The following is a 24,824-nucleotide window of genomic DNA, read 5'->3' as shown; positions in this document are numbered from 1 at the left end:
CCTCTCGTTGCCCCACTTCGACGCCTGTCCACGGCGCGATGTCAGCCGCGCAGAAAGGCGCGGCGTGCCTCCTCGGCCATGGCCTGCCGCATCTCAATCTGGGCCAATTCGGCCATCGCGACCTTGCGCGCGGCCGGATCTGTCAGCGTGGCCAGCTTGTCGCGCTGCGCCTGAGCCGCCTTTTTGAGCACGATCTCTTCGGGCAAAACCCCAGCCTCGGCCATGATGCGAAAGCCCACCGCCTCGCCGGGGGTGATGAAGGCGGCACCGGTGCGGTCAGGAAGCGGCTTGCCTTCACCGGCCAAGCCTTGCAACTGGCCTTTCAGGCGGGCGGCCTGCATGCGGCGTTCGGCAAGTCGGTTGAGCCAAGACATCGCGGCACCTTTCGGTCGGGGACCTAGATCCAAAGTGGGCGACGATGGGCGGCTTTACAAGGCGGCGCGGGTTGACGGGTGTCAGTAAATCTCGATCAGGGCGGCAAGGCCGGCGGTGCTGGTCACCCCTTGCAGCAAGAGCGTGCCATTGGTGCCAAAGTTGAACAGCACCCCGTCAGCGGTGACCGTGGCAAAGCTTGTGACCACCTGTGCCGCGCTGCGCGTGCCGGTCCAGAGCGCATCATCCAGGAAAATCTGGTCGCCTTGGGTGCGGGTAAAATCGGTGATGCGGTCTGCCCCGCCGCGGCGGTAGAACACGAAATCATCAGCCCCCGCGCCCCCGGTGAGCGTGTCATTGCCCGCCTCGCCATGCAGCCGGTCATTGCCACTGCCGCCGATCAACAAATCGCGGTCGTTGCCGCCCAACAGGAAATCATTGCCGGCGCCGCCGTTCAGGCTGTCATGGCCGCGTTCACCCGACAGAAGATCATTGCCGTTATGGCCATTGATCGTGTCAGCGCCGCGGTTGCCGTAAACCCGGTCATGGCCTTGGCCGCCGTTCAGGGTCTCATTGGCGGTGGTGCCCAGCACAAGTTGCGGCAGGACGGTTCCCGGTGCCAGACGCGCGCCAAGGGTACGGGTGGCGGCCTCCCAAGCGAGGTGCTGGAATAGGATGGTCTGGTCTGTGGTCCAGCCACCATAGGCTTGCCCCCATTCGCCGGTTAGCCGGTCGGTCAGCCCGATGGGACTGCGGCCGGAAATGGCTGCGAATTGGACAAGGGAAATCAGATAGTTGCCCGCGTCGTTCAGATGGATTTGATCGGTGAAAAGCTGGGTGATCTGGGTGAGCCCCTGACCCCGTCCGCTGACGATGGCATCATACAAAAGCCCCATGGCCTGCCCGCCGGGCACAATGCCGACCTGCGGCGCAGCGGCTGGTTTCACGGCATTGACATGGGTCGCAATGCCCTGCCACAGCGCCAGATCGCTGGTCAGGCTCGCGCGCCACGCGGCGGCGCTGGCGCCAATCTCGTGCCAGGTTTCATAGATCATCACCCGCGCCGATGGATTGGCCGCCCAGGCCAGCTCGGCATAGGCGCGCGCGATCCCATGCGTGTTGGACCATTGCAGATGCGTGGCCAGCGGGATGGCTTCGGTCAGGACAAGCGTGCCAAAAGCACCCGAGGGCAGCACGGCGCGGGCGTTCACCCCTTCGGCCCCGGCCCCGTTGCCCCAATTGTAAATGAGGGGGGAGCCGTTGATGACTTGGGCGCGCACAAGCATCGACGCGGGCAACAGCGCATCGAGCATGCGCGGCATGGTCTGGCCAACAAGGGAATGTCCCACAAACAGCACATCGTCGGTCATCACACACCCTCACCCTTACACGTGCTTTTTGTGCAAGCCCGACCCCGGCGTCAAGTTTGGGCCGGGGCGGTTGGGCGGATAGACGCTGCACAATCGGTTTCCAATTTGGAAACCGATGCTGGCGGGCTAGCCGATTTCGGCCAGTCGCGCGATGGCGGCTGAAACCTTGGCCGCCTCATCCTCACGCGCTTCAAGGTTGGCGCGGGCCTCGATGATCACATCCTCGGGGGCGGATTTGACGAAATTGGGGTTGTCGAGACGCCCCTTCAGTCCGCCGACTTCCTTGCCAAGCTTCTCCAAAGCCTTGGAGAGCCGCGCCTTTTCCTCGGCAATGTCGATCAGCCCGGCCAAGGGCAGGGCAAAGGCCGCCCCGTCCATCGCCAGCGCGATAGAGCCCTTGGGGGCCGGGCCTTCGGAAAAGCCTTCGACACGGGCCATGCGGCGGATCAGCGCCTCATTGCGCTGCCATGCCGCGCGGGCTGCGGGGGAAAGCTCGGTCGCCACAAGATCGCATTTCAGGCCGACCGGCACATGCAACTGCGCGCGGGCTGAGCGGATGTCGTCGATAAGCGAGGTGACAAAGGTCATCTCGGCATCGGCCTGCGGGTCGGAAAGATTGGCGAAGGCAGGCCAGTCCGTATGGACAAGAAGCTTGGCGCGTGTGCCGGTGGTGCCCCACAGTTCTTCGGTGATGAAGGGCATGAAGGGGTGCAACAGGATCATCGACTGGTCCAAGACCCAAGCCATCGTGGCGCGGGTTTCGTCGGCGTGCTCACCGTCAAAGAGCGGCTTGGCAAACTCAACATACCAGTCGCAAACCTTGCCCCAGACGAATTTGTAGAGCGCGTCGGCGGCTTGGTCGAATCGGAAGTCGTCAAGGGCGGTGTTCACCTCGACCAGCGCGCGGGCGGTTTCGCCGATGATCCAGCGGTTGGCGGTGGCCTGGACGGCGGGGGGCGTGGCTTGGGTGGCATGACCCTCCCAAACCCCGTTCATCTCGGCAAAGCGGCAGGCGTTCCACAGCTTGGTGCCAAAGTTGCGATAGCCCGCGATGCGCTGGGTGTCGAGCTTTAGAACCCCGCCCAGCGAGGCCATCGCCGCATTGGCAAAGCGCAGGGCGTCAGTGCCGAATTCGTCAATGATTTCCAAGGGGTCGATAACGTTGCCCAAGGACTTCGACATCTTCTTGCCTTTGGCGTCGCGGACAAGCCCGTGCAGATAGACGGTGTGGAACGGCACTTGGTCCACCACGGCCAGCTGCATCATCATCATCCGGGCGACCCAGAAGAAGAGGATATCCGCCCCGGTCACGAGAACGCTGGTGGGGAAGTATTTGGCCAGCTCCGGCGTGGGTTCTGGCCAGCCAAGTGTGCCGATCGGCCAGAGGCCAGAGGAGAACCAGGTGTCAAGAACGTCGGGGTCGCGCGTCAGTGCCTTGCCCGGCGCCATGGCCTGAGCTTCAGCCTCATTCGGCGCACAGTAATGGTTGCCCTCGGCGTCATACCACACCGGAATCTGGTGCCCCCACCACAGCTGGCGGGAAATGCACCAAGGCTCGATATTCTCCAGCCAGTGGTAATAGGTCTTCTCGCCCGATTCCGGGATGATCTTGGTCGCCCCGGTCCGCACCGCCTCCAGCGCGGGTTCCACGATCTTTGCGGTGTCGACGAACCATTGGTCGGTCAGCATCGGCTCAATGACCACTTTCGATCGGTCACCAAAAGGCTGCATGATCTTCTTGTCTTCGACGTAGGGAACGTTCTTCCAGTCTTCGGCATTGGTCTCGGGGTCGATGGTCACAACCTTGGTCACCACCGCCAAACCTTGGGCGTTGATGTCGGCGACAACCAGCTTGCGCGCCTCGAACCGGTCAAGACCGCGATACTTGGCGGGGACAAGGTTCAGGCTGTCCACCTCGGCCTCGGTCGTCGCAGAGCCGGCAGCAATCTCGCGGGCGCGGGCCACGGCCACCTCATAAGGCGCGCCATCGGCCCGCATCTGGCCACGGGTGTCCATCAGCCGGTAGCAGGGCAGAGTGTTGCGCTTTGCCACGGCGTAATCGTTGAAATCATGCGCGCCGGTGATTTTCACCGCGCCCGAGCCGAAGGTCGGGTCGGGGTATTCGTCGGCGATGATCGGGATCAGACGGTCACACAGCGGCAGATGCACCATCTTGCCCACGATCGCCGCATAGCGTTCATCGCTGGGATGTACGGCAACCGCACCATCGCCCAGCATCGTCTCGGGCCGGGTGGTGGCGATAGAGATATAGTCGCGCTTTTCGCGCAGGGTCACATTTCCGTCGGCGTCTTTCTCGATGTAGTCATAGGTCTCGCCCCCGGCGAGGCGATACTTGAAGTGCCACATATGGCCTGCGACTTCGGTGTTCTCGACCTCAAGATCGGAAATCGCGGTCTCAAAATGGGGGTCCCAGTTGACCAACCGCTTGCCGCGATAGATCAGGCCCTTGTTGTACATCTCGACGAAGACCTTGATCACGGCGTCGTGGAAGTTCCCATCCTCACCAGCGGGCGCACCGGGCGCACCCGACATGGTGAACGCTTCGCGGTCCCAATCGGCGCTCGCGCCCAACCGCTGCAGCTGGCCGATGATCGTGCCGCGGGATTTGACCTTTTGCTCCCAAACGCGCGACAGGAACTTGTCCCGCCCCATATCACGGCGCGAAGGCTCGCCATTCTTGACCATCTCGCGCTCGGTCACCATCTGCGTGGCGATCCCTGCGTGGTCGGTGCCGGGTTGCCAAAGGGTGTCATCCCCCTTCATCCGGTGCCAACGCACCAGAATATCCTGCAGCGTGTTGTTGAAGGCGTGGCCCATGTGCAAGCTGCCGGTGACATTCGGCGGCGGGATCATCACGGAAAAGGCCGGATGCCCCGGCTTGGCATTGGCCCCAGCGGCAAAGGCTTTGGCGTCCAGCCAAAGCTTTGAAATCCGGGCCTCTGCTTCGGCGGGGGTGAAGTTCTTTTCCATGGGCATCGCAGGCATCCTTTTGTCTTGGACCTGCTTTAGCCGCTCAAGGGAAAAAGGCCAAGCACTTGGCACCGCTGAACTCCGCTCCGCGGGGAGTATTTTGAAAGGCGCAAGCCATGGATCGGCGCGCCCTTTGATCTTCATCTTGGCCCAAATACTCCCGCCGGAGGCATCCACGCTAGGCTCTAGGCGCTGCGTGTCAGGCCCATGCTGGCACCGCCGCCGCCGAGCGGGGGCTCAATGCCCCCCGAGGTGGCTCCTTTGGTCGGGTTACACCGCCCGGTCCAGCCGGGTGGAGAGGTGAATCAGGCTTTCAGACGATTTCACCCCGGTCAGCGCGCCGATTTGGTCCAGAACTGAATCCAGCACTTGGGTGTTCGAGGCCGCGACCTGCAAGAGAAGGTCGAAGCGGCCTGAAGTGGTGAATACGCGTTCAACCTCGCTGATGCCCTTCAGCCGCGTCAGAATGGCGGCTTGGCTGCGCGGTTCGATCGTGAGGAGCACACTGGCGCGCAGGCGTCCCTGACGTGCCGCCTCGCCCAGTTTCAGCGTGTAGCCGGCGATGATTCCCGAGGTCTCGAGCCGCTCGAGCCGGGCCTGAATGGTGGAGCGTGCCACCTTCAACCGCCGCGCCAAGGTGGCCACGGACATCCGTGCATCGGCCCCCAGAAGGGTCAGAATGTTGCGATCGAGGTCATCCATGCATTTTGCCCATGTTTTTCGTCATTATGACGATGATTCACGACGAATATATAGTTTTGTTCGGTGAGTTTGTCACTCATATGCGGCATCCTCAGTTGCAGGAAAAGGGCGGCTCATACGCACCTGGCCTGGTTTGGAAAAACCGCGCGGGTGCCGAGGCCGTTCATACCATATTTGGTATGGCAACGGAGGAGGTCACGCATCTTGTTGGCAGAAAGGATCACGCCGATGGGACTGTCTAAGACAATCTGGACCAATCCGACCGAATTCCTGAAACATCAGCAGCCGGAGAACCCGGTGCTGTTTTTCGCCCCCAGCGCCGTGCAGGCCGTGGGGCGGAGGTTCTTGGCGGGGTTTCCCGGCCTTGTGACCTATGCGGTCAAGTCGAACCCGGGCGAAGAGATCGTGGAGAACTTGGTTGCGGCGGGGATCAAAGGCTTTGATTGCGCCTCACCCTTCGAGATTGATCTGATCCGCCGCCTCGCGCCGGATGCGGCCATTCATTACAACAACCCCGTGCGCTCGCGCGCCGAGATCGCCCATGGCGTGGCGCGGCAGGTCAAGTCGTGGTCGGTGGACAGCCACAGCGAATTGGCCAAGCTGATCGAGATGGTGCCGGTCAAGGGCTGTGAGATTTCGGTGCGCTTCAAGCTGCCGGTGGCGGGTGCGGCCTATAACTTTGGCGCCAAGTTCGGTGCGACCGAGGAGGTCGCCGTTGAGCTTCTGAAAACCGTGGCCGATGCAGGGTTCATCCCCTCGATCACCTTCCATCCCGGCACGCAATGCACCGATCCGGCGGCTTGGGCGTCCTATATCCGTGCGGCGGCTGTGATTGCGCAAAAGGCGGGCGTCAAGATTGCGCGGCTGAACGTTGGGGGCGGGTTCCCCAACCACCGCGCGGTTGGCGTCTTGCCGCAGTTGGAAGAGACCTTTGCCACCATCGACCGCGTGACGGATGAGGCCTTCGGTGCCGAGCGGCCCGAGTTGGTCTGCGAACCGGGGCGCGCGATGTGCGGCGATGCCTTCACGCTGGCCGCCCGGGTCAAGGCGGTGCGCGATGGCACGCATGTGTTCTTGAACGACGGGCTTTATGGCTCACTCTTTGAGCTTGGCCAGATCGGCATCATCGACCGCATCACGGTGCTGACCCCGGCAGGTCAGCGCCGCAAGGGCGCGGTGCATGGCCGCATCTGCTTTGGCCCGACCTGCGATTCGGTGGACCGTCTGCCGGGCGATCTGCCCTTCCCGGATGACATCGCCGAGGGTGATTTCGTGATCTTTGAAGGGATGGGCGCCTATTCCACGGTGACCAACAGCCGGTTCAACGGCTTTGGGGAGCTGGGGCTGGTCACGGTTCTGGGCCTGCAGCTGTAACTCCTTTGGCCCATATCGGCTTTTTCAACGGGCGTCCCTTGTGGGCGCCCGTTTTGCATCGTCTTGTTAACCTTGTGAGCTTTAGCCTGTTGGTCACAGGGTCTGTTGTGCGGGGGGTGTGTCACGTCGCTGATTGAAAGACTGTCGCGCTGGTGGAAGGGCAAGCCCATTGCCACGGTGGAGCCGGCCGCGCCGCCGGTGCCGGGCCGCAGGCGGGGCGTTGTCGATCATGTCATCATTCTGGATGGCACCCTGTCACTCTTGGAGCCGGGGTATGAAACCAATGCGGGGCTGGTGCTGAAGCTTTTGCTTGGCGATCAGCGGGGCGTGGAGCGGCGGGTCTATTACGAACAGGGCCTGCAATGGGAGGGGATGCGGCGCGCCTTTGGCTTTGTGCAGGGGCGTGGCATCAACCGCCAGATCGCCCGGGCCTATGGGTGGCTCGCCAGCCAGTATCGGCCGGGTGACCGGATTTACCTTTTCGGCTATTCGCGCGGGGCCTTTGCGGTGCGCAGTCTGGCTGGGGTGATTGACCGCGTGGGGTTGGTACGGCGCGAGGAGGCGACCGAGCGGGTGATCCGGCAGGCCTATCGGCACTATCGCGAGGGTCCGATGTCCCCCGCCGCGCAGGCGTTCTCGCGCGCCTATTGTCATGAGGAGGCCCCGATTGAGATGGTCGGGGTCTGGGACACGGTCAAGGCACTGGGGCTGCGGCTGCCCTTGCTGTGGATGCTGACCGACAAGCAGCATCGGTTTCACAATCACCATCTGGGATCCTCGATCCGCCACGGCTTTCAGGCGCTGGCGCTGAATGAGACGCGGGCGGTCTTTGAGCCGGTGATGTGGGAGTGTCCGCCGGGCTGGGAGGGCAATGTGCAGCAGCTGTGGTTTCGTGGTGGCCATTCGGATGTGGGCGGGCAGGTGGGCACTTTTCCGGCGGCGCGGCCTTTGGCGAATATTCCCCTCGTCTGGATGCTGGAGCGGGCCGAGGCAGTGGGCTTGGCTCTGCCGCCGGGGTGGCGAGCACGCTACCCGTGTGACCCCAAGGCACCCATGATGGGCACGACGCGGGGCTGGGCCAAGGTGTTCTTGTTGCGCCGACCGCGTGTGGTGGGGCGAGATGTCTCCGAGGCCATCCACCCCAGCGCCGAAGGGGAGCGTCCGTGGAGCTGGATGCCTTGGCCCTTGACGCGGCTGTTCTGAGGCTTCAGCGCCTCGTCGGAGCCTTCGGCCCTCCTCGGGCTTTCGACGACAGGCCGCAGGCCTAGGAGGAGAGATAGCTTGCCACCCAGATCAGCGCGATGAGGATCGGCTGGTGCACAAGATAGACCACAAGGCTGTGCTGTCCGGGCCAGGCGAGGCGGCGCAGCACTGGTGTGTCAGGCAGGGCGAGCCGATGCAAAAGACCCCGCGCGCTGGCCCATTTCGCGCTTGCGAGGCCCAAGAGGAAGGGGCCGACCCAAGGGAAGAGCGGCTCAAAGTCCACGGTCATTGCCGGTTCCGTGGCGAGGCCGATGAAGCGGAGAAGGGGCGCATTGAAGGCCGGGTCGGGCAGGATGTAGCTGGCCACCATAATGACCGCGCCAAGGGCTGCCACAGCGGCGGCGGGCAGGCGCAGGGCAAAGAGCCCGATCAGGCTGCTGGCGGCGATGCAGTGCAGAATGCCGAAATAGACGAAATACTCGGGCAAGGCGACATAGGTGGTGACTGTCACCAGCGCCGCCGCCGCCACGAGCTTGATCCATCGGCGCCAGAAGGCGGGCCAGCTGATGCCTTGGCCATGCGCGAGCCAAAGCGACACCCCGGCCAGAAACAAGAAACTGCCTGCGACGAGGCGTGCATGCCAATAAAAGACTGGGTGCAGCGTGGTCCCAAAGGGCAGGTAACCGAACATCTGCAGGTCAAAGACGATGTGAAAACACACCATCCCCAGAAGGGCGGCGCTTCGGGCGATGTCGAGGCCGAGAAGGCGTTCGGTAGGATGGGTCAAGCGTTGCGACCGGGGGTTTCACACCCCCGGACCCCCGTGGGATATTTGGACCGCATTGAAGGCAGGGCCCGTTGGAAAGGCAAGGGAAAAAGCAAACGGGCGGCCTGATCTGGCCGCCCGTTTGGATTTGGTTCTAGAGGACTTAGCGGTGGCGCAGATCGACATAGTCGCGCTTGGCCGAGCCGACATAGAGCTGACGCGGGCGGCCGATCTTTTGGTTCTTTTCGCCGATCATCTCTTTCCACTGCGAGATCCAGCCGACGGTGCGCGAGATGGCGAAGATCGGTGTGAACATCGAGGTGGGGAAGCCCATCGCCTCGAGTATGATGCCTGAGTAGAAATCGACGTTCGGGTAGAGCTTTTTCGAGATGAAATACTCGTCCGACAGGGCGATACGCTCAAGCTCTTTGGCGACCTGCAGCAGCGGGTTGTTGTCAACGCCGAGGAGGCTGAGCACCTCATCCGCGGATTCTTTCATCACCTTGGCGCGGGGGTCAAAGTTTTTGTAGACGCGGTGGCCAAAGCCCATCAGGCGGAAGCCGGAGTTCTTGTCTTTGGCCTTGGCGACATATTCGGGGATGCGGTCAACTGTGCCGATTTCCTTGAGCATCTCAAGGCAGGCCTGATTGGCGCCGCCATGGGCCGGGCCCCAGAGGCAGGCAATGCCGGCAGCGATGCAGGCAAAGGGGTTGGCGCCCGAGGAGCCCGCCAGACGCACGGTGGAGGTGGAGGCGTTCTGCTCGTGGTCGGCATGGAGCATCATGATGCGGTCCATCGCCTTTTCGAGGACCGGGTTGACCACATAGTCCTCGGCAGGAACCGCAAAGCACATACGCAGTAAGTTGCCCGCGTAGCTCAGGCTGTTCTTGGGATAAACGAAGGGCTGGCCGACCGAATACTTATAGGCCATGGCGGCGATTGTTGGCACCTTGGCGATCATCCGGATCGCCGCGACCTCGCGCTGCCACGGGTCGTTGATGTCAAGGCTGTCGTGGTAGAAGGCTGACATTGCGCCCACGACACCCACCATGGTGGCCATTGGGTGGCTGTCACGGCGGAAGCCGCGGAAGAAGTTGTGCATCTGTTCATGCACCATAGTGTGGCGCGTGATGCGGGCCTCAAAATCGGCCTGCTGGGCGGCGGTGGGCAGTTCGCCATACAAGAGCAGGTAGCACAGTTCGAGGTAGTGCGATTCTTTGGCAAGCTGCTCGATCGGATAGCCGCGGTGCAAAAGCTCGCCCTTGTCGCCGTCGATATAGGTGATCGCGCTTTCGCAGGCGGCCGTCGAGGTGAAGCCGGGGTCGAAGGTGAAGACATCGGCCTGAGCGTAGAGCTTGCCGATGTCCAGCACATTGGGCCCAAGCGTTGGAGCATAGACCGGCAGATCATAGGTCTTGCCGTCAAGGTTGAGCGTTGCGGTCTTGATCTGTTCGGCCATCTTCCGTCCCCCATCAATGGCGCGGTGGGCCTGTGGCCCGGACCGCGCGGCGTTCCGTCAGGCTGTCGGCCTGGGCCTTGTTAGGCCGCAGCGTCCGTCAACCGGGCAATCGTTTCATCCCGACCGATGACCAGCATCATGTCGAACACGCTGGGCGTTGCAGTGCGCCCCGCCAAAGCGGCACGCAGAGGGGCGGCGAGTTTGCCGAAGCCGATCCCATTTTCTGCGGCAGCATCGTTGAGGATCGACTCCAAGCCCTCTTTTGTCCAGCTAGCATTTTGCAGTCGCGGCGTCAATGATTTCAGTATACCACGGGATACCGTATCAAGCGCCTTGGCAGCGGCCTCATCGGCGACGACAGGGCGCGATGCCATGGCAAATTGAGCTTTTTCAAGCAGTTCTGGAAAGGTTTTCGCGCGGTCTTTGATGCAATAAAGCCCACGCGACAGCCTGTCGCGCTGCGCGTCAGTCAGGGCGGGGCGGCCTGCGGCTTGCAGAAATCCGTCCAATTCATGCAGCAGTGCAGCATCGGGCGTCATGGCCATGTGATGGCCGCAGGTGTTTTCCAGCTTTTTGAAGTCAAGCCGGGCCGGCGCGCGACCGATTCCCTTGAGGTCAAACATCTGCATTGCTTCGGCGGTCGTGAAAATCTCGGCGTCGCCATGCGCCCAGCCAAGCCGGGTGAGATAGTTGCGCATGCCCGCGGCCGGGTAGCCCATGGCCTGATATTCCTCGACCCCGGTGGCGCCGTGGCGTTTGGAGAGTTTCTTGCCATCCGGCCCGTGGATCAGCGGGATATGGGCCCAGACCGGCACGGTCCAGCCCATGGCGGTGTAGACCATTTGCTGACGCGCGGCGTTGTTCAGGTGGTCATCCCCCCTAATCACATGGGTCACGCCCATATCGTGATCGTCCACCACCACGGCCAGCATATAGGTCGGCGTGTTGTCCGAGCGCAGAACGATCATGTCGTCGAGAGTTTCGTTCTTGATGGTTACGATTCCCTGAACCTCGTCATGAATCTCGGTCTCACCCGTGCGGGGGGCCTTCATGCGGATGGCATAGGGGGCATCGGGGTGGTTAGCTGCGTCAACATCGCGCCATGGGCTTTGAAAGACGGCATAGCTGGCGCCCTTGGCCTCGGCCTCGGCGCGGAAGGCGGCGATCTCTTCGGGCGTGGAGAAACACTTATAGGCCGTGCCGCGCGCCAGCATTTCATGGGCCACCTCGGCGTGGCGGTCCTTGCGTTCGAACTGGCTGACCACATCGCCGTCCCAGTCAAGGCCAAGCCATGTCAGGCCCTTGAGAATCGCCGCGGTTGCCTCGGGGGTCGACCGCTCGCGGTCGGTGTCCTCAATACGGAGCAGGAACTTGCCGCCACGACCGCGCGCGTAAAGCCAGTTGAACAGGGCCGTCCGTCCGCCGCCGATGTGCAGATAGCCGGTGGGCGAGGGGGCAAAGCGGGTGACAACCTGAGCGGCGGGTGCGGCGGACATGCGGGATTAACCTTTCGGAAACCATGGGCTGGCTAGGATCGGCAGAGCTTTAGGCAATACGGGGGCGCAAAACAAGGTGGGCATGACGCGCTGGCTGATCTGGCCGCTTGAGGCCCTGTTGCAGCTTCGGGGCATGCTGTTTCCCTGGGTGCCGGTGTTTCTGGCGGTGGGGATCGGGCTGTGGTTTGCGTTGGAGCGAGAGCCCGGGGGGCTGGCCTATATGCTTGCGGCGCTGGGTCTCTGCCTAGGCGCGCTGGTTGGGCGCTGGGGGGCAGAACTGGTGCGGCCGGTGGCGGTGGTGCTGGCCTGCCTCTGCGTGGGGTTTCTCGCCGTTGGCGCGCGGGCGCATTGGGTCGCAGCCCCCATGCTGGAGCGGCCCTATTATGGGCCAGTGCAGGGACGGATCGTGCAGATCGACCGGTCAGGCTCGGACGCTTTGCGGCTGACGCTGGACCATGTGGTGCTGGACATTGCACAAGAGAAGACGCCCAAGCGGGTTCGCGTCTCGCTGATGGCGGGGGCCGATCCGCCGGATCCGGGGCAGGTGGTGTTGGTCTCCGCGCGGCTGGCAGCACCCGAAGGGCCGGCGGAACCCGGCGGGTTCGACTTTCGGCGCATGGCGTTTTTCGACGGCTTGGGCGCGGTCGGTTATACCCGCACGCCCTTGGTGTTGTGGCAGGAGCCGGAGCCGGGGACCGAACTCGTCAACCGGCTGCGAATGCATCTGTCGCGCAGCATCATGGCGGCCCTGCCGGGGGATGCCGGGGCCTTTGCCAGCGGTGCGATGACGGGCGACCGCTCCGGCATTTCCCGCGAAACGGTCGAGGCGCTGCGCGATTCGAACTTGGCGCATCTCTTGGCGATTTCGGGCATGAACATGGCCTTTCTCACGGGCTTTGTCTTTTTGCTCCTGCGCTATGGGTTGGCTTTGGTGCCGCCCTTGGCGCTGCGGGTGAACACAAAGAAGCTGGCGGCGGTGGTGGCCTTTGGGGTGGCGCTGTTTTACCTGATGCTGTCGGGGTCCAACGTGGCGACCGAGCGGGCCTTTTTGATGGTCTCGGTGATGCTGGGGGCGGTTTTGTTGGATCGGCGCGCGCTCAGCCTGCGGTCGGTGGCGCTCGCGGGCTCGGTGCTCTTGATCTGGCAGCCGGAAAGCCTGACAGAGCCGGGGTTTCAACTGTCTTTTGCCGCCAGTGTGGCGCTGATTGCGGCCTTTGATGCGCTGGATGGGCGGGTGATGCGCGAGCGTCTGCCGCGCTGGGTGATGCCACTTTTCACGCTGGTGCTGTCCTCGGTGGTGGCTGGCTTGGCAACCGCGCCCTTTGCGGCGGCGCATTTCAACCGGTTCACCGATTACGGGCTTTTGGCGAACCTGCTGACCGTGCCGATGATGAGTGTGCTGATGGCGGCCGGTGCGATGGCCGCGCTTTTGGCCCCCTTTGGGCTGGCGATGCCGGCGCTTTGGCTGATGGAATTGGCCGCGCGTTGGATCTTGTTTGTGGCCCACTGGGTCGCGGGGCTTGACGGGGCGGTGACCCCGATCCCCGCACCGGGGCCTTGGGCGGTGCCGTTGATTGCGGCGGCAGGGGTTTGGGCCGTGCTGATGCGTGGGCGGGCGCAGGTCTGCGCCGTGTTGCCTTTGGTGGCGGGGCTGGGGCTTTGGGCGCTGGCCGAGCGTCCGGTTTTGCTGATCAGCAGCGATGGGCGGCTCGTGGGGCTGATGGGGGATGAGGGGCGGGCCCTGTCGGCCAAAACTGGCGCGGGGTTCACGGCGACGAATTGGTTGGAGAAGGATGGCGATCTCGCCCCGCAGGCCGCGGCCTTTAACCGCGCGGGTTTTTCGGGGCCAAGGGGCGCGCGGGCATTTGCTTTGAAACCGCCGGGGTCCGCCGGGGCGGACGATTTGCGCGGTATGGTTCTGGTGGACGAAGAGCGCGATGTAGCTGCGGCCTGCGCCGAGGTGGATCTGGTGATCGTGTCGGGCCGGGTGACGGCAGTGCCACCCGAGGGCTGCGCGCTGGTCGACGCGGGTCTTTTGCGCCGGACCGGTGCGCTCGCGCTGTGGCACCGTTCGGGCGCATGGGAGTTTGAACCCGCCGCACGCGGCGCGCGCATCTGGATGGGGACTAAGGAGCCACCGGTTTTGCCACGCCTGCTGGCAGGCCAAGCGCGGCCGCCCGTGACGGCGGCCGCAGCTGCGCCGGGTCTTGGCGGTCAGTAGTTGCGGATCAGACCGACAAGACGGCCCTGCACCTTGACCATATGGTCGGGGAAAACGCGGGTTTCATAAGCGGGGTTGGCCGCCTCCAGCGCGATCATGTTGCCCTTGCGGCGGAAGCGTTTCAGCGTCGCCTCATGATCTTCGACCAAGGCCACAACGATATCGCCGTTCTCGGCGCTGCCCTGTTCGCGGATCACCACGATATCGCCGTCGTTGATCCCGGCCTCAATCATAGAGTCGCCTTTGACTTCCAGCGCATAGTGCTGTCCGCGTCCGGTCAGCATGCTGCCGGGCACGGCCACATGGTGCGAGACGTGGCTGATCGCCTCGATCGGGACACCGGCGGCGATGCGGCCCATGACGGGCAGCTCCAGCGCATGGACCGCCTCAAGCGGCATGGCACCGCGCGGCGGATCAACCTTGTCGCCCTTGATGACCTTAGGCGAAAAGCCCTGCTTTTCCATCGCCTCGGGCAGTTTGACGATTTCCAGCGCTCGCGCCCGGTGGGCCAGACGGCGGATAAAGCCGCGTTCTTCCAGTGCGGTGATCAGCCGGTGGATGCCGGATTTCGACCGCAGGTCGAGCGCATCCTTCATCTCGTCAAACGAGGGCGGCACACCATCGCGGTCCATCCGCGTCTTGATGAAGTCGAGAAGTTCCAACTGTTTGCGCGTCAGCATTCCACACCCCGTGGCCTGTTGTTTCCCTTATGTTCTGCCCTTGTTCCCGGCTTGTGTCAAGCAAATCCCTGCGCGGACGTTAAAGCGGCAGATACTCCACCCGCTCACCCGCACGCCGCGGCCCGTCGTCTTGGGGGCGGATCAGGAGCGCATCTGCCTCGGTCAGGATGCGCAGAAGGGCGCTGTCCTGCGAGGCAAAGGGGGTGATGCGGGGCAGGCCGTCACCCGGTGACAGGCGGGCGCGCATGTAATGCACGCGGGGGCCAGCGGGGCCGACATCTTCGGCGAGGATGGCCTGAGCGGTGGGGGCGGGCGTGGCGGGAAGACCCTGCATCGCGCGCAGCATGGGCAAGAGGAAGAGGTGGCCGCAAACAATGGCCGAGACCGGGTTTCCGGGCAGCCCCAGCATAAGGGATGCGCCAAGCCGCCCGGCCATCAGCGGTTTGCCGGGCCGCATGGCGATCTTCCAAAACGCCCGCTCAAGGCCAAGATCGGCGGCGACCTTGCCCACAAGGTCATGGTCCCCGACCGACGCGCCGCCGATGGTGACGATCAGATCGGCCCCTTCGGCAAGCTGAAAGACCTGCCGCAGGTCGTCCTCGGTGTCGTGGGCGATGGGCAGCATCCGCACCTCGGCCCCTTCGGCGCGGGCCATCGCCTCAAGCGCGAAAAGGTTGGAGGCAACGATCTGATCGGGGCCGGGCTGATCGCCGGGCATTACCAGCTCATCGCCGGTGGCGATGAGGGCGACGACGGGGCGGCGGCTGGCGTTGACCTCGGGGATGTTCATCGCCGCCAAAAGCGCAAGGTCCTTGGACGTCAGGCGACGGGGGGCCGAAAGGGTGTCACCTTGCGCGAAATCCTGTCCGCGTTTGCGGATATTGGCGCCGGGGCGGGCGGGTGCGGTGAGGGTTATATTGGTTGAATAAGTCGTCACATCCTCTTGAATCGCAATGGTTTCTGCGCTTTTCGGCAGGGGCGCACCCGTGAAAATGCGCACCGCCTGATCGGGGGCAAGGGTGCCGGCAAATCCATGGCCTGCACCGGCCTCGCCAATGACGGTAAAGGCGGCGCCGGCGTCGCCCGACCGCCCAAGGGCGTAGCCATCCATTGCTGAGGCGTCAAAGGGCGGCTGGGTCAGCCGTGCTGAGGCGGGGGTGGCAAGCACGCGGCCTGCCGCCTGTCGCAAGGGCACGGGTTCTGAGGGCAGCGGGGTGACAAGTGCAAAGCAGCGCTGAAGCGCCTCCTCGACGGTGATCATGCCTCGGCCTCATAGCGGCCGGATTTGCCGCCGTCTTTCAGGATCAGGCGAATCCCCTCGATCCGCATGGATTTTTCTACGGCCTTTACCATGTCATAGATCGTCAGGCAGGCGACTGACACGGCGGTCAGCGCCTCCATCTCGACCCCGGTCTGGCCGCCGGTTTTCACCGTTGCCTCGACCACGATGCCGGGAAGGCTGTGGTCTGGGGTCAGGTCAAGCGCGACCTTGGTGATCGGCAGAGGGTGGCAAAGCGGGATCAGATCGGCGGTTTTCTTGGTCGCCATGATGCCGGCAAGCCGCGCGATGCCCAAGACATCCCCCTTTTTCGCCCGGCCCTCGGTGATAAGCGAAAGGGTCTCGGCCGTCATCACCACATGGCCGCGCGCCACGGCGACGCGGTCGGTCACCGGCTTTTGCGACACATCGACCATATGGGCTTGGCCCTGATCGTCGAAATGGGTGAGGCCAGAGGCAGTGGGCGTGCTCATGCGCCGCCCTCGGCGGTGAGGGGGCGGGACAAGATGGCGCGGGTCGCGGCGGTGACATCGGCTTGCCGCATCAGCGCCTCGCCGATCAAGAAGCAGCGCGCGCCGTAAGCGGCAACATCGGCCAGATCGGCGGGGGTGAAGAGGCCGGATTCCGACACGATCAGCCGATCCTCGGGCACATGGCGCGCAAGGTCACGGGTGGTTTGCAGCGTGACCTCGAAGCTGTGCAGGTTGCGGTTGTTGATGCCGATCAGGGGCGATTTCAGCCGCGTCGCGCGGTCAAGTTCGGCGCGGTCATGCACTTCGATCAGCACGTCCATGCCATAGGCAAAGGCCGCGGCTTCAAGCTCGGCCGCTTGGGCGTCGCTGACCGAGGCCATGATGATAAGGATGCAATCGGCCGACAGGGCGCGGGATTCGGCGACCTGATAGGTGTCGTAGAGGAAATCCTTGCGCAGGCAGGGCAGGCTGACCGCGTCATGGGCGGCCACCAGAAAGCTGTCCTCGCCTTGGAACGAGGGGGTGTCGGTCAGGACCGACAGGCAGGTGGCACCGCCCGCCTCATAGGCGCGGGCCAGGTCTGGCGGGTTGAAATCGGCGCGGATCAGGCCTTTGGAGGGGCTGGCCTTCTTGATCTCGGCGATCAGCCCATAACCCTTGGCGGCCGCATCCGACAGCGCGCGGGCAAAGCCGCGCGGGGCCGGGGCAGACTTGGCCGCAGACTCGACATCGGCCAAGGGGCGCGCGGCCTTGCGGGCGGCGACCTCTTCGAGCTTGTAGGCCTTGATGCGGTCAAGAATAGTTGACATGGGCAGCTTCCTTCCGGCCGGTTCCTGTGGCTGGCGGCCGGGGGTTTCACACCCCCGGACCCCCGTGGGATATTTGGGCCACATTGAAGGCCGGGTCCAGTGTGGGTTTAGCCTTTGGGGAGGCGGAAGGGAAGCCTTAGGCCGCCCAGTCGATAGGGGGCTGACCTTGGGCGAGGAGCCAGCGGTTGGTGGCCGAGAAGGGCCGTGAGCCAAAGAAGCCGCGATGGGCCGAGAGTGGCGAGGGGTGGGGGCTTTGGAGGAAGAGGTGGCTGTCGCGGGGCAGGCGCGCGCAGAGGGCTTGGGCGGGTGCGCCCCAGAGGAGGAAGGCTTTGGATCCATCGGCAGCAAGGGCGGTGAGGATCTGGGTGATGAGGGGCTCCCATCCCCAGCCTTTGTGGCCGTTTGCCTGATCAAGCGGCACAGTCAGGGCGGTGTTGAGCAGAAGAACGCCTTGGTCCGCCCAAGGGGTGAGATCACCATCGGCTTTGGTCTGGCCGATATCGGCGGCCAGTTCGGTGAGGATGTTCTTCAGGGAATGCCTCGGACGCGCGTCCTTTGGGAAGGAGAACGCGAGCCCAGTGGCGCGGCCGGGGGTGGGGTAGGGGTCTTGACCCAAGATCACGACGCGGGTGGCGGCGCGCGATGTCAGGCGCAGGGCGCGGAACGGGTCGGCTGGTTGCCAAGCGGGGGCTGTGGCGAGGCGCGTGCGAAGGGCGGGCCAGTGGGTGGTGAAGAAAGGCAGGTCGGCCCACGTCTCGGGCGGGGCCGGGATCTCAGCCATTCGTCAGCCGGGCCAGCGCCTCGATCTTGGCTTTTGCCTTGCCGGAATCTAGGCTTTCGCGCGCGATTTCAACGCCTTCCTTGAGCGTCTTTGCCCGATCTGCCACCACGAGGGCGGCGGCGGCGTTCAACAACACCGCATCGCGGAAACCGCCAGTAGCGCCATCCAGAAGTGCGCGGAAGGCCACAGCGTTCTCGGCCGGGGTGCCACCCTGAATGGCCTCAAACGGGTAGGCGGGCAGGCCTGCATCTTCGGGGTGCACGATAAAATCGCAGATCTCGCCCGCGTTCAGTTCCACCACGGGCGAGGGGGCGACGATGGAAAGCTCATCCGAGCCATCACCGCCATGGACGAGCCATGCCTTTTCCGACCCAAGGGCGCGCAGCGTTTCGGCCATAGGGCGGATCAGGGCTGCAGAAAACGCGCCGGTGAGTTGGCGTTTGACGCCTGCGGGGTTCGTGAGGGGGCCAAGGATGTTGAATATGGTGCGGGTGCCAAGCTCCATCCTGACCGGTGCCACATGGCGGGTCGCGGGGTGGTGCATGGGGGCCATCATGAAGCCGATGCCGGCCTCATTCAGGCAGCGCTCTACCACCTCGGGGCCGACCATGACGTTGAGACCCATCTCGGTCAGCGCATCCGCAGCACCAGATTTGGAACTGAGGTTGCGGTTGCCGTGTTTGGCGACCGGCACGCCTGCGCCTGCGACGACGAAGGCGGTGGCGGTGGAGATGTTGAGCGTACCCTTGCCGTCACCGCCGGTGCCGACGATGTCCATGGCCCCCGCCGGTGCCTTCACCGCATTGCATTTGGCGCGCATCACGCTTGCGGCGGCGGCGTATTCATCGACCGTTTCGCCGCGCACGCGCAGCGCCATCAGCAATCCGCCCATCTGGGCCGGGGTGGCCGCCCCCTCGAAGAGCGCGGTGAAGGCGGCCTCGGCCTCTCCCCTGGTCAGGGGGCGGGTGGCGGCGATGCCAATCAGGGGCTTGAGGATGTCGCTCATGCTGGGACCCGCGCCTGTGCTGCATCAAGAAAGTTCTTCAACAGCTGATGCCCATGTTCGGAAGCGATGCTTTCGGGGTGGAACTGCACGCCTTCGATAAGCTTTTCGCGATGCCGCAGGCCCATGATGGTGCCGTCCTCCAGGCAGGCCGTGACCTCAAGGCAGTCTGGTAAGGTTGTCCGATCAACCACCAGTGAGTGATAGCGCGTGGCGAGGAAGGGTGAGGGCAGGCCGCGGAACATGCCTTTTCCTTCATGGTGCATCGCACCCATCTTGCCATGCACGATCTCGTGGCAGCGGATCACATCGCCGCCAAAGGCCTCGCCGATGGTCTGATGACCAAGGCAGACGCCGAGAAGCGGCACATTGGCGGCGGCGGCAGCACGGGTCAGCGGGATGCAGATCCCAGCCTGTGCCGGGTCACAAGGGCCAGGAGACAGGACGATCAATTCGGGTTTAAGCGCCAACGCATCTTGCACCGACAATGCATCATTGCGCAGAACCTTCACATCTGCGCCAAGCTCGCCCAGATAATGCACAAGGTTGTAGGTAAAGCTGTCGTAGTTGTCGATCAGAAGCAGCATCTTGCTTGGCCTTGGCGGAAAGGGGATGAAGGGCGCGAACGGTCGGGTTATAGATGGTCAGAGCGGGCGAGGGGCGTCAAGGCCTTAAGCCGCAGCGGTGTGGAGGCGGAACGTGGTGTTGGAGTATCTGAAGGGTCTGATGTCGGGCGCGGTGCTGGTGACAGCCGGTCTTGCGGTGGTGAGCCAAAGCACATTGCCGCCGGGGACGGCGCCGGCAGAGGCCGGGATTGAGACCGAGGTGGCGGATGCGTTGACAGAAGCTGGCGCGGCGGAAGCTGGTGCCGAGGCGGGCAGCGCGGGGCCGGACGCGACCGATGAGGCGCCCGTTGGCACGGCAGAAGCCCCGGTGACGGTGGAGGAGCCCGCGCGATTGGATGGGCAGCAGGCCGTGCAAGATGAGCCGCTGTTGCGGCCGATGACGGAGCCTGAGGCCCCGCCGGCGGCAGCCATCGTACCGGATTTGCAAACCAATGCCGCCGTCGCCTCGCCTGATCAGCCGGTGAGTGATCCCGCTCCGGCAGCACAATCTGCCGCGCCGACGGAGCCCGCCGCCTCAGAATCGACGCCGCAGCCTCTCCCAGAGGCGGGGTCTCAGGTGACTGACGCGGCCGAACCGGCGGCCGAAGGCGCCGCGGTGCCAGCGATACCGGCTGAGACGGTGGAAGACGACGCGACGGGCGCGCAGGACGCCGAGGCTGCGAGCCTGGCCCAGGCCGAGCCTGCCCCGGCCCCCTCGACCCTGAGCCCCGATGGTGGGCTTGAACAGAACACAGTCGATGGTGTGACAACGGGGCGGTTGCCGACGATCTCCCCTGATCCGGCGGCTGAGGCCTCTGTGGCGAGCGCTGAGACAAGCCCGGTTGAGCCGCCTGTGGCGGGAACCGACCTGCCCGAGATTGCAGGCGATCTGCCGCCTTTGCAGCGTTTTGCAAGAAGCTTTGAAAATCCGAGCGCCAAGCCACTCTTTGCCATTTTGCTGCTGGACCCGGGCGGTCCGGAGGTGCGGCGCGCGGAACTCGCGGCCCTGCCCTTGCCGTTAAGCTTTGTCGTGGACCCGATGCAACCGGGTGCGGCGGAGGCGGCGGCGATCTACCGCGCGGCGGGGCAAGAGGTGGTGATGCTGGCCACCGCGATCCCTAGGGGCGCTAAGGCCGCGGACCTCGAGCAGAGCTTTGCCGCTGTTGCACAGATCTTGCCCGAGGCGGTTGGCCTAATCGACACCGCCGATGCCACCTTCCAAGACAATCGGGGCCTGTCAGCTGAGGTGGTGACACACCTTGATAGCCAAGGGTTGGGCCTTGTCACCTTTGACCGTGGCCTGAATGCGGCCGATCAGGTGGCACGCCGTGAGGGACTGCCTTCTGCCATCGTGTTCCGCAGTTTGGATGATGAGGGCGAGGACAGTCCGCTTATTCGCCGCTATCTGGACCGGGCCGCATTTAAGGCGGCGCAGGAAGGCCGTGTTGTGGTGATTGGCTCGGCGCGAGAGGCGACGATCACGGCGCTGATGGAGTGGGCGGTCGAAGGTCGCTCCGCCTCGGTCGCGCTTGCGCCAATCTCTGCGGTGATGCAGGCGCCCTGATTTGTGGCGTTTGACCTGTGCCCAACCCCCGGGGGCCGCCAGCCCCCGGACCCCCGGGAGTATTTGGCAAGGCGCAAGCCAATAATGTTGGGCCTGCTTTGGATTTGCGCCTTTTGAAATACTCCGGGGGTTTGGGGGCTGGCCCCCAAGCGCTGGCCAAGCGCGGACCCTCAGGCAGCTTTGCGAGTCTGACAGGTTTGCGGGGTCAGCCGTTGCCACGACGGGTGAAAAGGCCCGCATCTTCGGCGGCGCGGCGCAGGGCTCCGGATTTGTTCACGGTTTCCTGATACTCGGCCTCGGGGTCGCTGTCATAAACCACGCCACCGCCGGCCTGAATGTACAGCGTTTCATCCTTGACCACCGCCGTGCGCAGCGCGATGCAGAAGTCCATCTCGCCGTTGCAGGCGAAATAGCCCACGCCGCCGCCGTAGACGCCGCGCTTTTCGGGCTCCAGCTCGTCGATGATTTCCATCGCGCGCACTTTGGGCGCGCCCGAGACGGTGCCGGCGGGCAGGCCCGCGAGGAGGGCCGACAGTGCGTCCTCGCCTTCGGCGATTTCGCCAACCACGTTCGACACGATATGCATGACGTGGGAATAGCGTTCGATGATGAAGGTCTCGGTCGGGCGCACAGTGCCAAGGCGGGCGACGCGGCCCACGTCGTTGCGCCCCAGATCCAAGAGCATGAGATGTTCGGCGCGTTCTTTCGGGTCGGCCAGAAGATCGGCCTCAAGTGCCTTGTCCTCTTCGGGTGTCGCGCCGCGCTTGCGGGTTCCGGCGATGGGGCGGACCGTCACTTCGCCGTCGCGCAGACGGACGAGTATTTCGGGCGAGGCGCCCACCACCTGAAAGCCACCAAAGTTGAAGAAGAACATGAAGGGCGAGGGGTTGGTGCGCCGCAGTGAGCGGTAGAGCGCGAAGGGGGGCAGTTCAAAGCGCTGTTTCCAGCGCTGTGAGGGGACGACCTGAAAGATGTCACCCGCGCGGATATAGTCCTTGGCCTTTTCCACCGCGGCCTTGTAGCCGTCATGGGTGAAATTCGATTGCATCTCGCCGACCTGCGCGGCCTCACCCAGATCGCGGGGGGCGGCGGGCGCGCGGTCAAGGTCGCGCAGCGCATCCATCACCCGTTCCGCCGCTTGAGCATAGGCCGCGCGCGCGGAGAGGCCGGAGGCAACCCAAGCTGGGGCCACGAGTGTCACCTCGCCCTTGACCCCATCGAGCACCGCCACGACCGAGGGGCGCATCAAGACCGCATCAGGCAGGCCCAATGGGTCGGGGTTCACATTTGGCAGGGTTTCAACCAGACGGATCATGTCATAGCCGAGATAGCCAAACAGCCCGGCCGAGACGGCGGGCAGCCCTTCGGGCAAATCGATGCGGCACTCGGCCAAAAGCGCGCGCAGCGTCTCAAGCGGGTGGCCAGCCAGATCGGTGAAGGCAGCCTTGTCAAAGCGCGCCTCGCGGTTGATGCGGCTTTGGGTGCCGTGGCAGTGCCAGATCAGATCAGGCTTCATACCGACGATGGAATAGCGGCCCCGCACCTCACCGCCGGTGACCGATTCCAGCATGAACGTATCGGTGCGCGCCTCGGCCAGTTTCAGCATCAGGCTGACGGGCGTATCCAGATCGGCAGCCAGCCGGGCATAGACCAGTTGGTTGTGCCCTTGCTCCCAGGCTGTCTCAAAGGCTTCGAAGCTGGGTTCTAGGCGCATTAAGAGCCCTCAATTGCCAAGCTGGGTGTTGACCGCGTCGATCACGGCCTGATCAAGCGCGATGCCAGCCTGTTGGCCAACGGTGGCGGTGAACAGGGCGGCCATATCTTCGGCGATGGAGCGGTCAAGGTTCTGGCGGATAGCGTCCTGCATCTCTTGGCCTTCCTCGCTGGTGACCTCGGCGGCGGTGATGCTGTCAAGGCGCAAGAGCGCCACAAAACTGCCCGCCTCAATCACCCGGATTTCGCCCGGTTGCATTTGGAAGGCGGTCTCCAAGACAACCGCAGGGCCAACATCCAGCGTGGCCTGACGATCGGTCGGGGCGACAGCGGTGACAGTGCCTTGGCTCTCTAATGCCGCACCTGCCTCGACGGCAGTCTTGGCGGCGGCAGCTTTGGCCGCCAGCGCGCGGGCCAGCGCCTCGGCGCGGGTCGCCTCGGTTACCTTGTCGGTGATCTTATCCAAGGGAACCGGGCTTGGCGGCAGGATTTCGACAAGCTGCATGGCGACGAGGCCGCCATCTTCCAAAAGGATCGCCTCGGGGAAGTCGCCCTCGGCTAGCGCATCGGCCGCGCTGCGAAAGGCGGTGTAGCCAGTGATGGCGTCATTGTCCTCGGCACCGGCGGCATAGTCGGTGCTGGCAAGGGTCATGCCGAATTCGGTGGACAGATCCTGCAGCGTGGCCCCGCCGGCCAAGGCGTCATCAATCGCCTCGACCTTGTCGGCAATGGCGCGCGCCGCAGCTTCGGTCTGCAGGATTAGCAGCAGTTCCGGCCGCGCGGCCTCAAGCGTGGTTTCCTGCGCGGCCAAGATGGCGTTCATCCGGTAAAGGGCTGGGCCCAAAGCCGAGGGCAAGGGGCCGACGGTGCCAGGTTCGGTCAGGGCGAACACGGCATCGGCTGCGCCCTCAAGCTCTTCGCGGGTGACATCGCCAAGGTCGACATTTTCCAAGGTCAGGCCGCGTTCGGCCACCAGATCGTCAAAGCTCGTGCCTTGGTCAAGCCGAGCCTTGGCTGCAAGGGCTGCGGCTTCGTCGGGGTAGACCAGCCGTTCGACAAGGCGCTTTTCGGGGATCATGAATTCAGAAAGGCGCGCGTCATAGGCCTTTTGCACCTCATCCTCGGGCACTTCCATGTTGGCCGCGAGCGTTTCGGGCAAGAGGGCCGCGTATTCGACGCGCTTGGCCTCGGGGCGGGTGTAAGTGGCGATATTGGCGTCGTAATGGGCTTGCACTTCGGCTGGGGTCGGTGCGGCAAGCGGGGCCTCCAGCGCAGTGTCGTCAAGCACCAAAAGGCTGAAGCCGCGCTTTTCGCCCGCGTAAGCAACCAGCGTATCGGTCAGCGGCGCGGGCGAGACCACGCCACCCGCCACAGCCCCTGTCAAGAGCGCGCGCGCCACGTCGCGGCGCAGGTTGGCCTCAAACGCGGCTTCGTTGGTGCCGTTTTGCTGCAAGGTCAGGGCATAGGCCTCGCGGTCAAATGTGCCGCTGATGCCTTGGAAGGCCGAGATTTTACCAAGTTCGGCGGCCACCGTGGCATCCCCGACCGACAGGCCCAACCGGGCGGCCTCATTGTCGAGGGCGGCGCGGTTGACAAGGCCTGCCAACACTTGGCGGTCAACGCCGAAGCTACGTGCATCGGCCATGGACACCGGGGCGCCAAACTGCCGCGTCAGGGTGTTGATTTGGCCCTGCATTTCGCGGGCATAGTCATTCGCTTCAATCTCGATCTCGCCGACGCGGCCGATCTTGGCCGTCGCGCCGCCGAAGTTTTCAACCCCAAAGCCGCTGAGACCCGCGATCAGCATGGCGACCAAAACCCAGACCACAAGGCTTCTGCCGCCCTTCTTTTTGCGCGGGGTGTCGTCGTGATCGGTGGATTGCGGCGCTTTTGACATCGGTATGGCTTTCCCTGAGGGGATGAATGAATTGCAAGACTGTCTAAGGGGTCAAGGGCGAGGGGG

At 64.1% G+C, this 24,824-nt stretch carries 20 protein-coding genes; 4 read left to right on the top strand and 16 right to left on the bottom strand.

What is annotated here, in order from left to right:
• Positions 1-41 precede the first annotated feature (41 nt).
• The 4 genes from AC72UB_RS13415 to AC72UB_RS13400 form a co-directional block, all read right to left on the bottom strand.
• Positions 42-374, bottom strand: coding sequence for a DnaJ family domain-containing protein (locus AC72UB_RS13415; protein WP_505190232.1), 333 nt, complete (start codon positions 372-374; stop codon positions 42-44).
• An 81-nt stretch (positions 375-455) separates the two neighbouring features.
• Positions 456-1,742: a calcium-binding protein gene (locus AC72UB_RS13410; protein ID WP_505190231.1), complete on the bottom strand. Its 1,287-nt coding sequence runs from the start codon at positions 1,740-1,742 to the stop codon at positions 456-458.
• 126 nt (positions 1,743-1,868) lie between these two features.
• Complete coding sequence (locus AC72UB_RS13405; protein ID WP_505190230.1) at positions 1,869-4,739, bottom strand: valine--tRNA ligase; 2,871 nt, start codon at positions 4,737-4,739, stop codon at positions 1,869-1,871.
• Positions 4,740-5,003: 264 nt separating this feature from the next.
• The gene (locus AC72UB_RS13400; RefSeq protein ID WP_463290090.1) at positions 5,004-5,435 is read right to left on the bottom strand and encodes an Lrp/AsnC family transcriptional regulator; all 432 of its coding nucleotides are present in this window, start codon (positions 5,433-5,435) and stop codon (positions 5,004-5,006) included.
• A gap of 228 nt (positions 5,436-5,663) precedes the next feature.
• Between AC72UB_RS13400 and AC72UB_RS13395 the strand changes: the two genes are divergently transcribed.
• A complete protein-coding gene (locus tag AC72UB_RS13395) occupies positions 5,664-6,809 on the top strand; it encodes a type III PLP-dependent enzyme (protein WP_505190229.1) in 1,146 nt (381 codons plus the stop codon).
• Positions 6,810-6,950: 141 nt separating this feature from the next.
• Positions 6,951-8,012 (top strand): T6SS phospholipase effector Tle1-like catalytic domain-containing protein, encoded by a 1,062-nt coding sequence (locus AC72UB_RS13390; protein ID WP_505190830.1) that lies wholly within the window; start codon positions 6,951-6,953, stop codon positions 8,010-8,012.
• A 61-nt stretch (positions 8,013-8,073) separates the two neighbouring features.
• On the opposite strand, the gene AC72UB_RS13385 is transcribed toward AC72UB_RS13390, so the two are convergent.
• From AC72UB_RS13385 to gltX, 3 genes are all read right to left on the bottom strand, one after another.
• Positions 8,074-8,799, bottom strand: a complete 726-nt coding sequence (locus tag AC72UB_RS13385) for a heparan-alpha-glucosaminide N-acetyltransferase (RefSeq protein WP_505190228.1) — start codon at positions 8,797-8,799, stop codon at positions 8,074-8,076.
• Positions 8,800-8,941: 142 nt separating this feature from the next.
• Positions 8,942-10,237: a citrate synthase gene (locus tag AC72UB_RS13380; protein ID WP_505190227.1), complete on the bottom strand. Its 1,296-nt coding sequence runs from the start codon at positions 10,235-10,237 to the stop codon at positions 8,942-8,944.
• Positions 10,238-10,317: 80 nt separating this feature from the next.
• On the bottom strand, positions 10,318-11,733 hold the full coding sequence (gene gltX / locus AC72UB_RS13375) for a glutamate--tRNA ligase (protein ID WP_505190226.1): 1,416 nt from the start codon (positions 11,731-11,733) through the stop codon (positions 10,318-10,320).
• An 82-nt stretch (positions 11,734-11,815) separates the two neighbouring features.
• Here gltX and AC72UB_RS13370 point away from each other — a divergent pair, with 82 nt between their 5' ends.
• Entirely contained in the window at positions 11,816-13,954 is a 2,139-nt protein-coding gene (locus AC72UB_RS13370; RefSeq protein WP_505190225.1) for a ComEC/Rec2 family competence protein, read from the top strand.
• Here the strand turns inward: AC72UB_RS13370 and lexA are convergent.
• From lexA to AC72UB_RS13335, 7 genes are all read right to left on the bottom strand, one after another.
• Complete coding sequence (gene lexA / locus AC72UB_RS13365) at positions 13,948-14,634, bottom strand: transcriptional repressor LexA (protein WP_463290083.1); 687 nt, start codon at positions 14,632-14,634, stop codon at positions 13,948-13,950. The two genes, AC72UB_RS13370 and lexA, sit on opposite strands and share 7 nt — an antisense overlap.
• A 79-nt stretch (positions 14,635-14,713) precedes the next feature.
• Positions 14,714-15,895: a molybdopterin molybdotransferase MoeA gene (locus AC72UB_RS13360; RefSeq protein ID WP_505190224.1), complete on the bottom strand. Its 1,182-nt coding sequence runs from the start codon at positions 15,893-15,895 to the stop codon at positions 14,714-14,716.
• Positions 15,892-16,386: a cyclic pyranopterin monophosphate synthase MoaC gene (moaC, locus tag AC72UB_RS13355; protein WP_505190223.1), complete on the bottom strand. Its 495-nt coding sequence runs from the start codon at positions 16,384-16,386 to the stop codon at positions 15,892-15,894. The genes AC72UB_RS13360 and moaC overlap by 4 nt, the downstream gene beginning before the upstream one ends.
• Positions 16,383-17,195, bottom strand: coding sequence for an indole-3-glycerol phosphate synthase TrpC (trpC, locus tag AC72UB_RS13350; protein WP_505190222.1), 813 nt, complete (start codon positions 17,193-17,195; stop codon positions 16,383-16,385). The genes moaC and trpC overlap by 4 nt, the downstream gene beginning before the upstream one ends.
• Positions 17,196-17,331: 136 nt before the next feature.
• Positions 17,332-17,976 (bottom strand): uracil-DNA glycosylase, encoded by a 645-nt coding sequence (locus AC72UB_RS13345; protein WP_505190221.1) that lies wholly within the window; start codon positions 17,974-17,976, stop codon positions 17,332-17,334.
• Entirely contained in the window at positions 17,969-18,982 is a 1,014-nt protein-coding gene (gene trpD / locus AC72UB_RS13340; RefSeq protein ID WP_505190220.1) for an anthranilate phosphoribosyltransferase, read from the bottom strand. The genes AC72UB_RS13345 and trpD overlap by 8 nt, the downstream gene beginning before the upstream one ends.
• Positions 18,979-19,566 carry an aminodeoxychorismate/anthranilate synthase component II gene (locus AC72UB_RS13335; RefSeq protein WP_505190219.1) on the bottom strand — a complete coding sequence of 196 codons (588 nt, stop codon included), beginning with the start codon at positions 19,564-19,566 and terminating at the stop codon, positions 18,979-18,981. The genes trpD and AC72UB_RS13335 overlap by 4 nt, the downstream gene beginning before the upstream one ends.
• A gap of 115 nt (positions 19,567-19,681) precedes the next feature.
• Between AC72UB_RS13335 and AC72UB_RS13330 the strand changes: the two genes are divergently transcribed.
• On the top strand, positions 19,682-21,148 hold the full coding sequence (locus AC72UB_RS13330) for a divergent polysaccharide deacetylase family protein (protein ID WP_505190218.1): 1,467 nt from the start codon (positions 19,682-19,684) through the stop codon (positions 21,146-21,148).
• Positions 21,149-21,353: 205 nt separating this feature from the next.
• Here the strand turns inward: AC72UB_RS13330 and trpE are convergent, their stop codons facing one another.
• Both trpE and AC72UB_RS13320 read right to left on the bottom strand, forming a co-directional pair.
• Complete coding sequence (gene trpE / locus AC72UB_RS13325; RefSeq protein WP_505190217.1) at positions 21,354-22,862, bottom strand: anthranilate synthase component I; 1,509 nt, start codon at positions 22,860-22,862, stop codon at positions 21,354-21,356.
• Positions 22,863-22,871: 9 nt separating this feature from the next.
• Positions 22,872-24,758 carry a peptidylprolyl isomerase gene (locus tag AC72UB_RS13320; RefSeq protein WP_505190216.1) on the bottom strand — a complete coding sequence of 629 codons (1,887 nt, stop codon included), beginning with the start codon at positions 24,756-24,758 and terminating at the stop codon, positions 22,872-22,874.
• Positions 24,759-24,824: the final 66 nt, after the last annotated feature.

Origin of the sequence: Allotabrizicola aquatica (SeqCode), assembly GCF_965194375.1 — a bacterium.
In the GTDB taxonomy this organism is placed as follows: Bacteria; Pseudomonadota; Alphaproteobacteria; order Rhodobacterales; family Rhodobacteraceae; genus Tabrizicola_A; species Tabrizicola_A aquatica.
The sequence above is the reverse complement of the archived record's forward strand: the minus strand, read 5'-3'. Positions and strand labels throughout refer to the sequence as shown.

Bases quoted from the DNA above. Each gene is read 5' to 3' on its own strand.
- AC72UB_RS13370 (WP_505190225.1), top strand. From the start codon at position 11,816: ATGACGCGCTGGCTGATCTGGCCGCTTGAGGCCCTGTTGCAGCTTCGG.
- gltX (WP_505190226.1), bottom strand. From the start codon at position 11,733: ATGTCCGCCGCACCCGCCGCTCAGGTTGTCACCCGCTTTGCCCCCTCG.
- AC72UB_RS13405 (WP_505190230.1), bottom strand. From the start codon at position 4,739: ATGCCCATGGAAAAGAACTTCACCCCCGCCGAAGCAGAGGCCCGGATT.
- AC72UB_RS13380 (WP_505190227.1), bottom strand. From the start codon at position 10,237: ATGGCCGAACAGATCAAGACCGCAACGCTCAACCTTGACGGCAAGACC.
- AC72UB_RS13395 (WP_505190229.1), top strand. From the start codon at position 5,664: ATGGGACTGTCTAAGACAATCTGGACCAATCCGACCGAATTCCTGAAA.
- AC72UB_RS13400 (WP_463290090.1), bottom strand. From the start codon at position 5,435: ATGGATGACCTCGATCGCAACATTCTGACCCTTCTGGGGGCCGATGCA.
- AC72UB_RS13415 (WP_505190232.1), bottom strand. From the start codon at position 374: ATGTCTTGGCTCAACCGACTTGCCGAACGCCGCATGCAGGCCGCCCGC.
- AC72UB_RS13335 (WP_505190219.1), bottom strand. From the start codon at position 19,566: ATGCTGCTTCTGATCGACAACTACGACAGCTTTACCTACAACCTTGTG.
- lexA (WP_463290083.1), bottom strand. From the start codon at position 14,634: ATGCTGACGCGCAAACAGTTGGAACTTCTCGACTTCATCAAGACGCGG.
- AC72UB_RS13410 (WP_505190231.1), bottom strand. From the start codon at position 1,742: ATGACCGACGATGTGCTGTTTGTGGGACATTCCCTTGTTGGCCAGACC.
- trpC (WP_505190222.1), bottom strand. From the start codon at position 17,195: ATGTCAACTATTCTTGACCGCATCAAGGCCTACAAGCTCGAAGAGGTC.
- moaC (WP_505190223.1), bottom strand. From the start codon at position 16,386: ATGAGCACGCCCACTGCCTCTGGCCTCACCCATTTCGACGATCAGGGC.
- AC72UB_RS13360 (WP_505190224.1), bottom strand. From the start codon at position 15,895: ATGATCACCGTCGAGGAGGCGCTTCAGCGCTGCTTTGCACTTGTCACC.
- trpD (WP_505190220.1), bottom strand. From the start codon at position 18,982: ATGAGCGACATCCTCAAGCCCCTGATTGGCATCGCCGCCACCCGCCCC.
- AC72UB_RS13320 (WP_505190216.1), bottom strand. From the start codon at position 24,758: ATGTCAAAAGCGCCGCAATCCACCGATCACGACGACACCCCGCGCAAA.
- trpE (WP_505190217.1), bottom strand. From the start codon at position 22,862: ATGCGCCTAGAACCCAGCTTCGAAGCCTTTGAGACAGCCTGGGAGCAA.
- AC72UB_RS13345 (WP_505190221.1), bottom strand. From the start codon at position 17,976: ATGGCTGAGATCCCGGCCCCGCCCGAGACGTGGGCCGACCTGCCTTTC.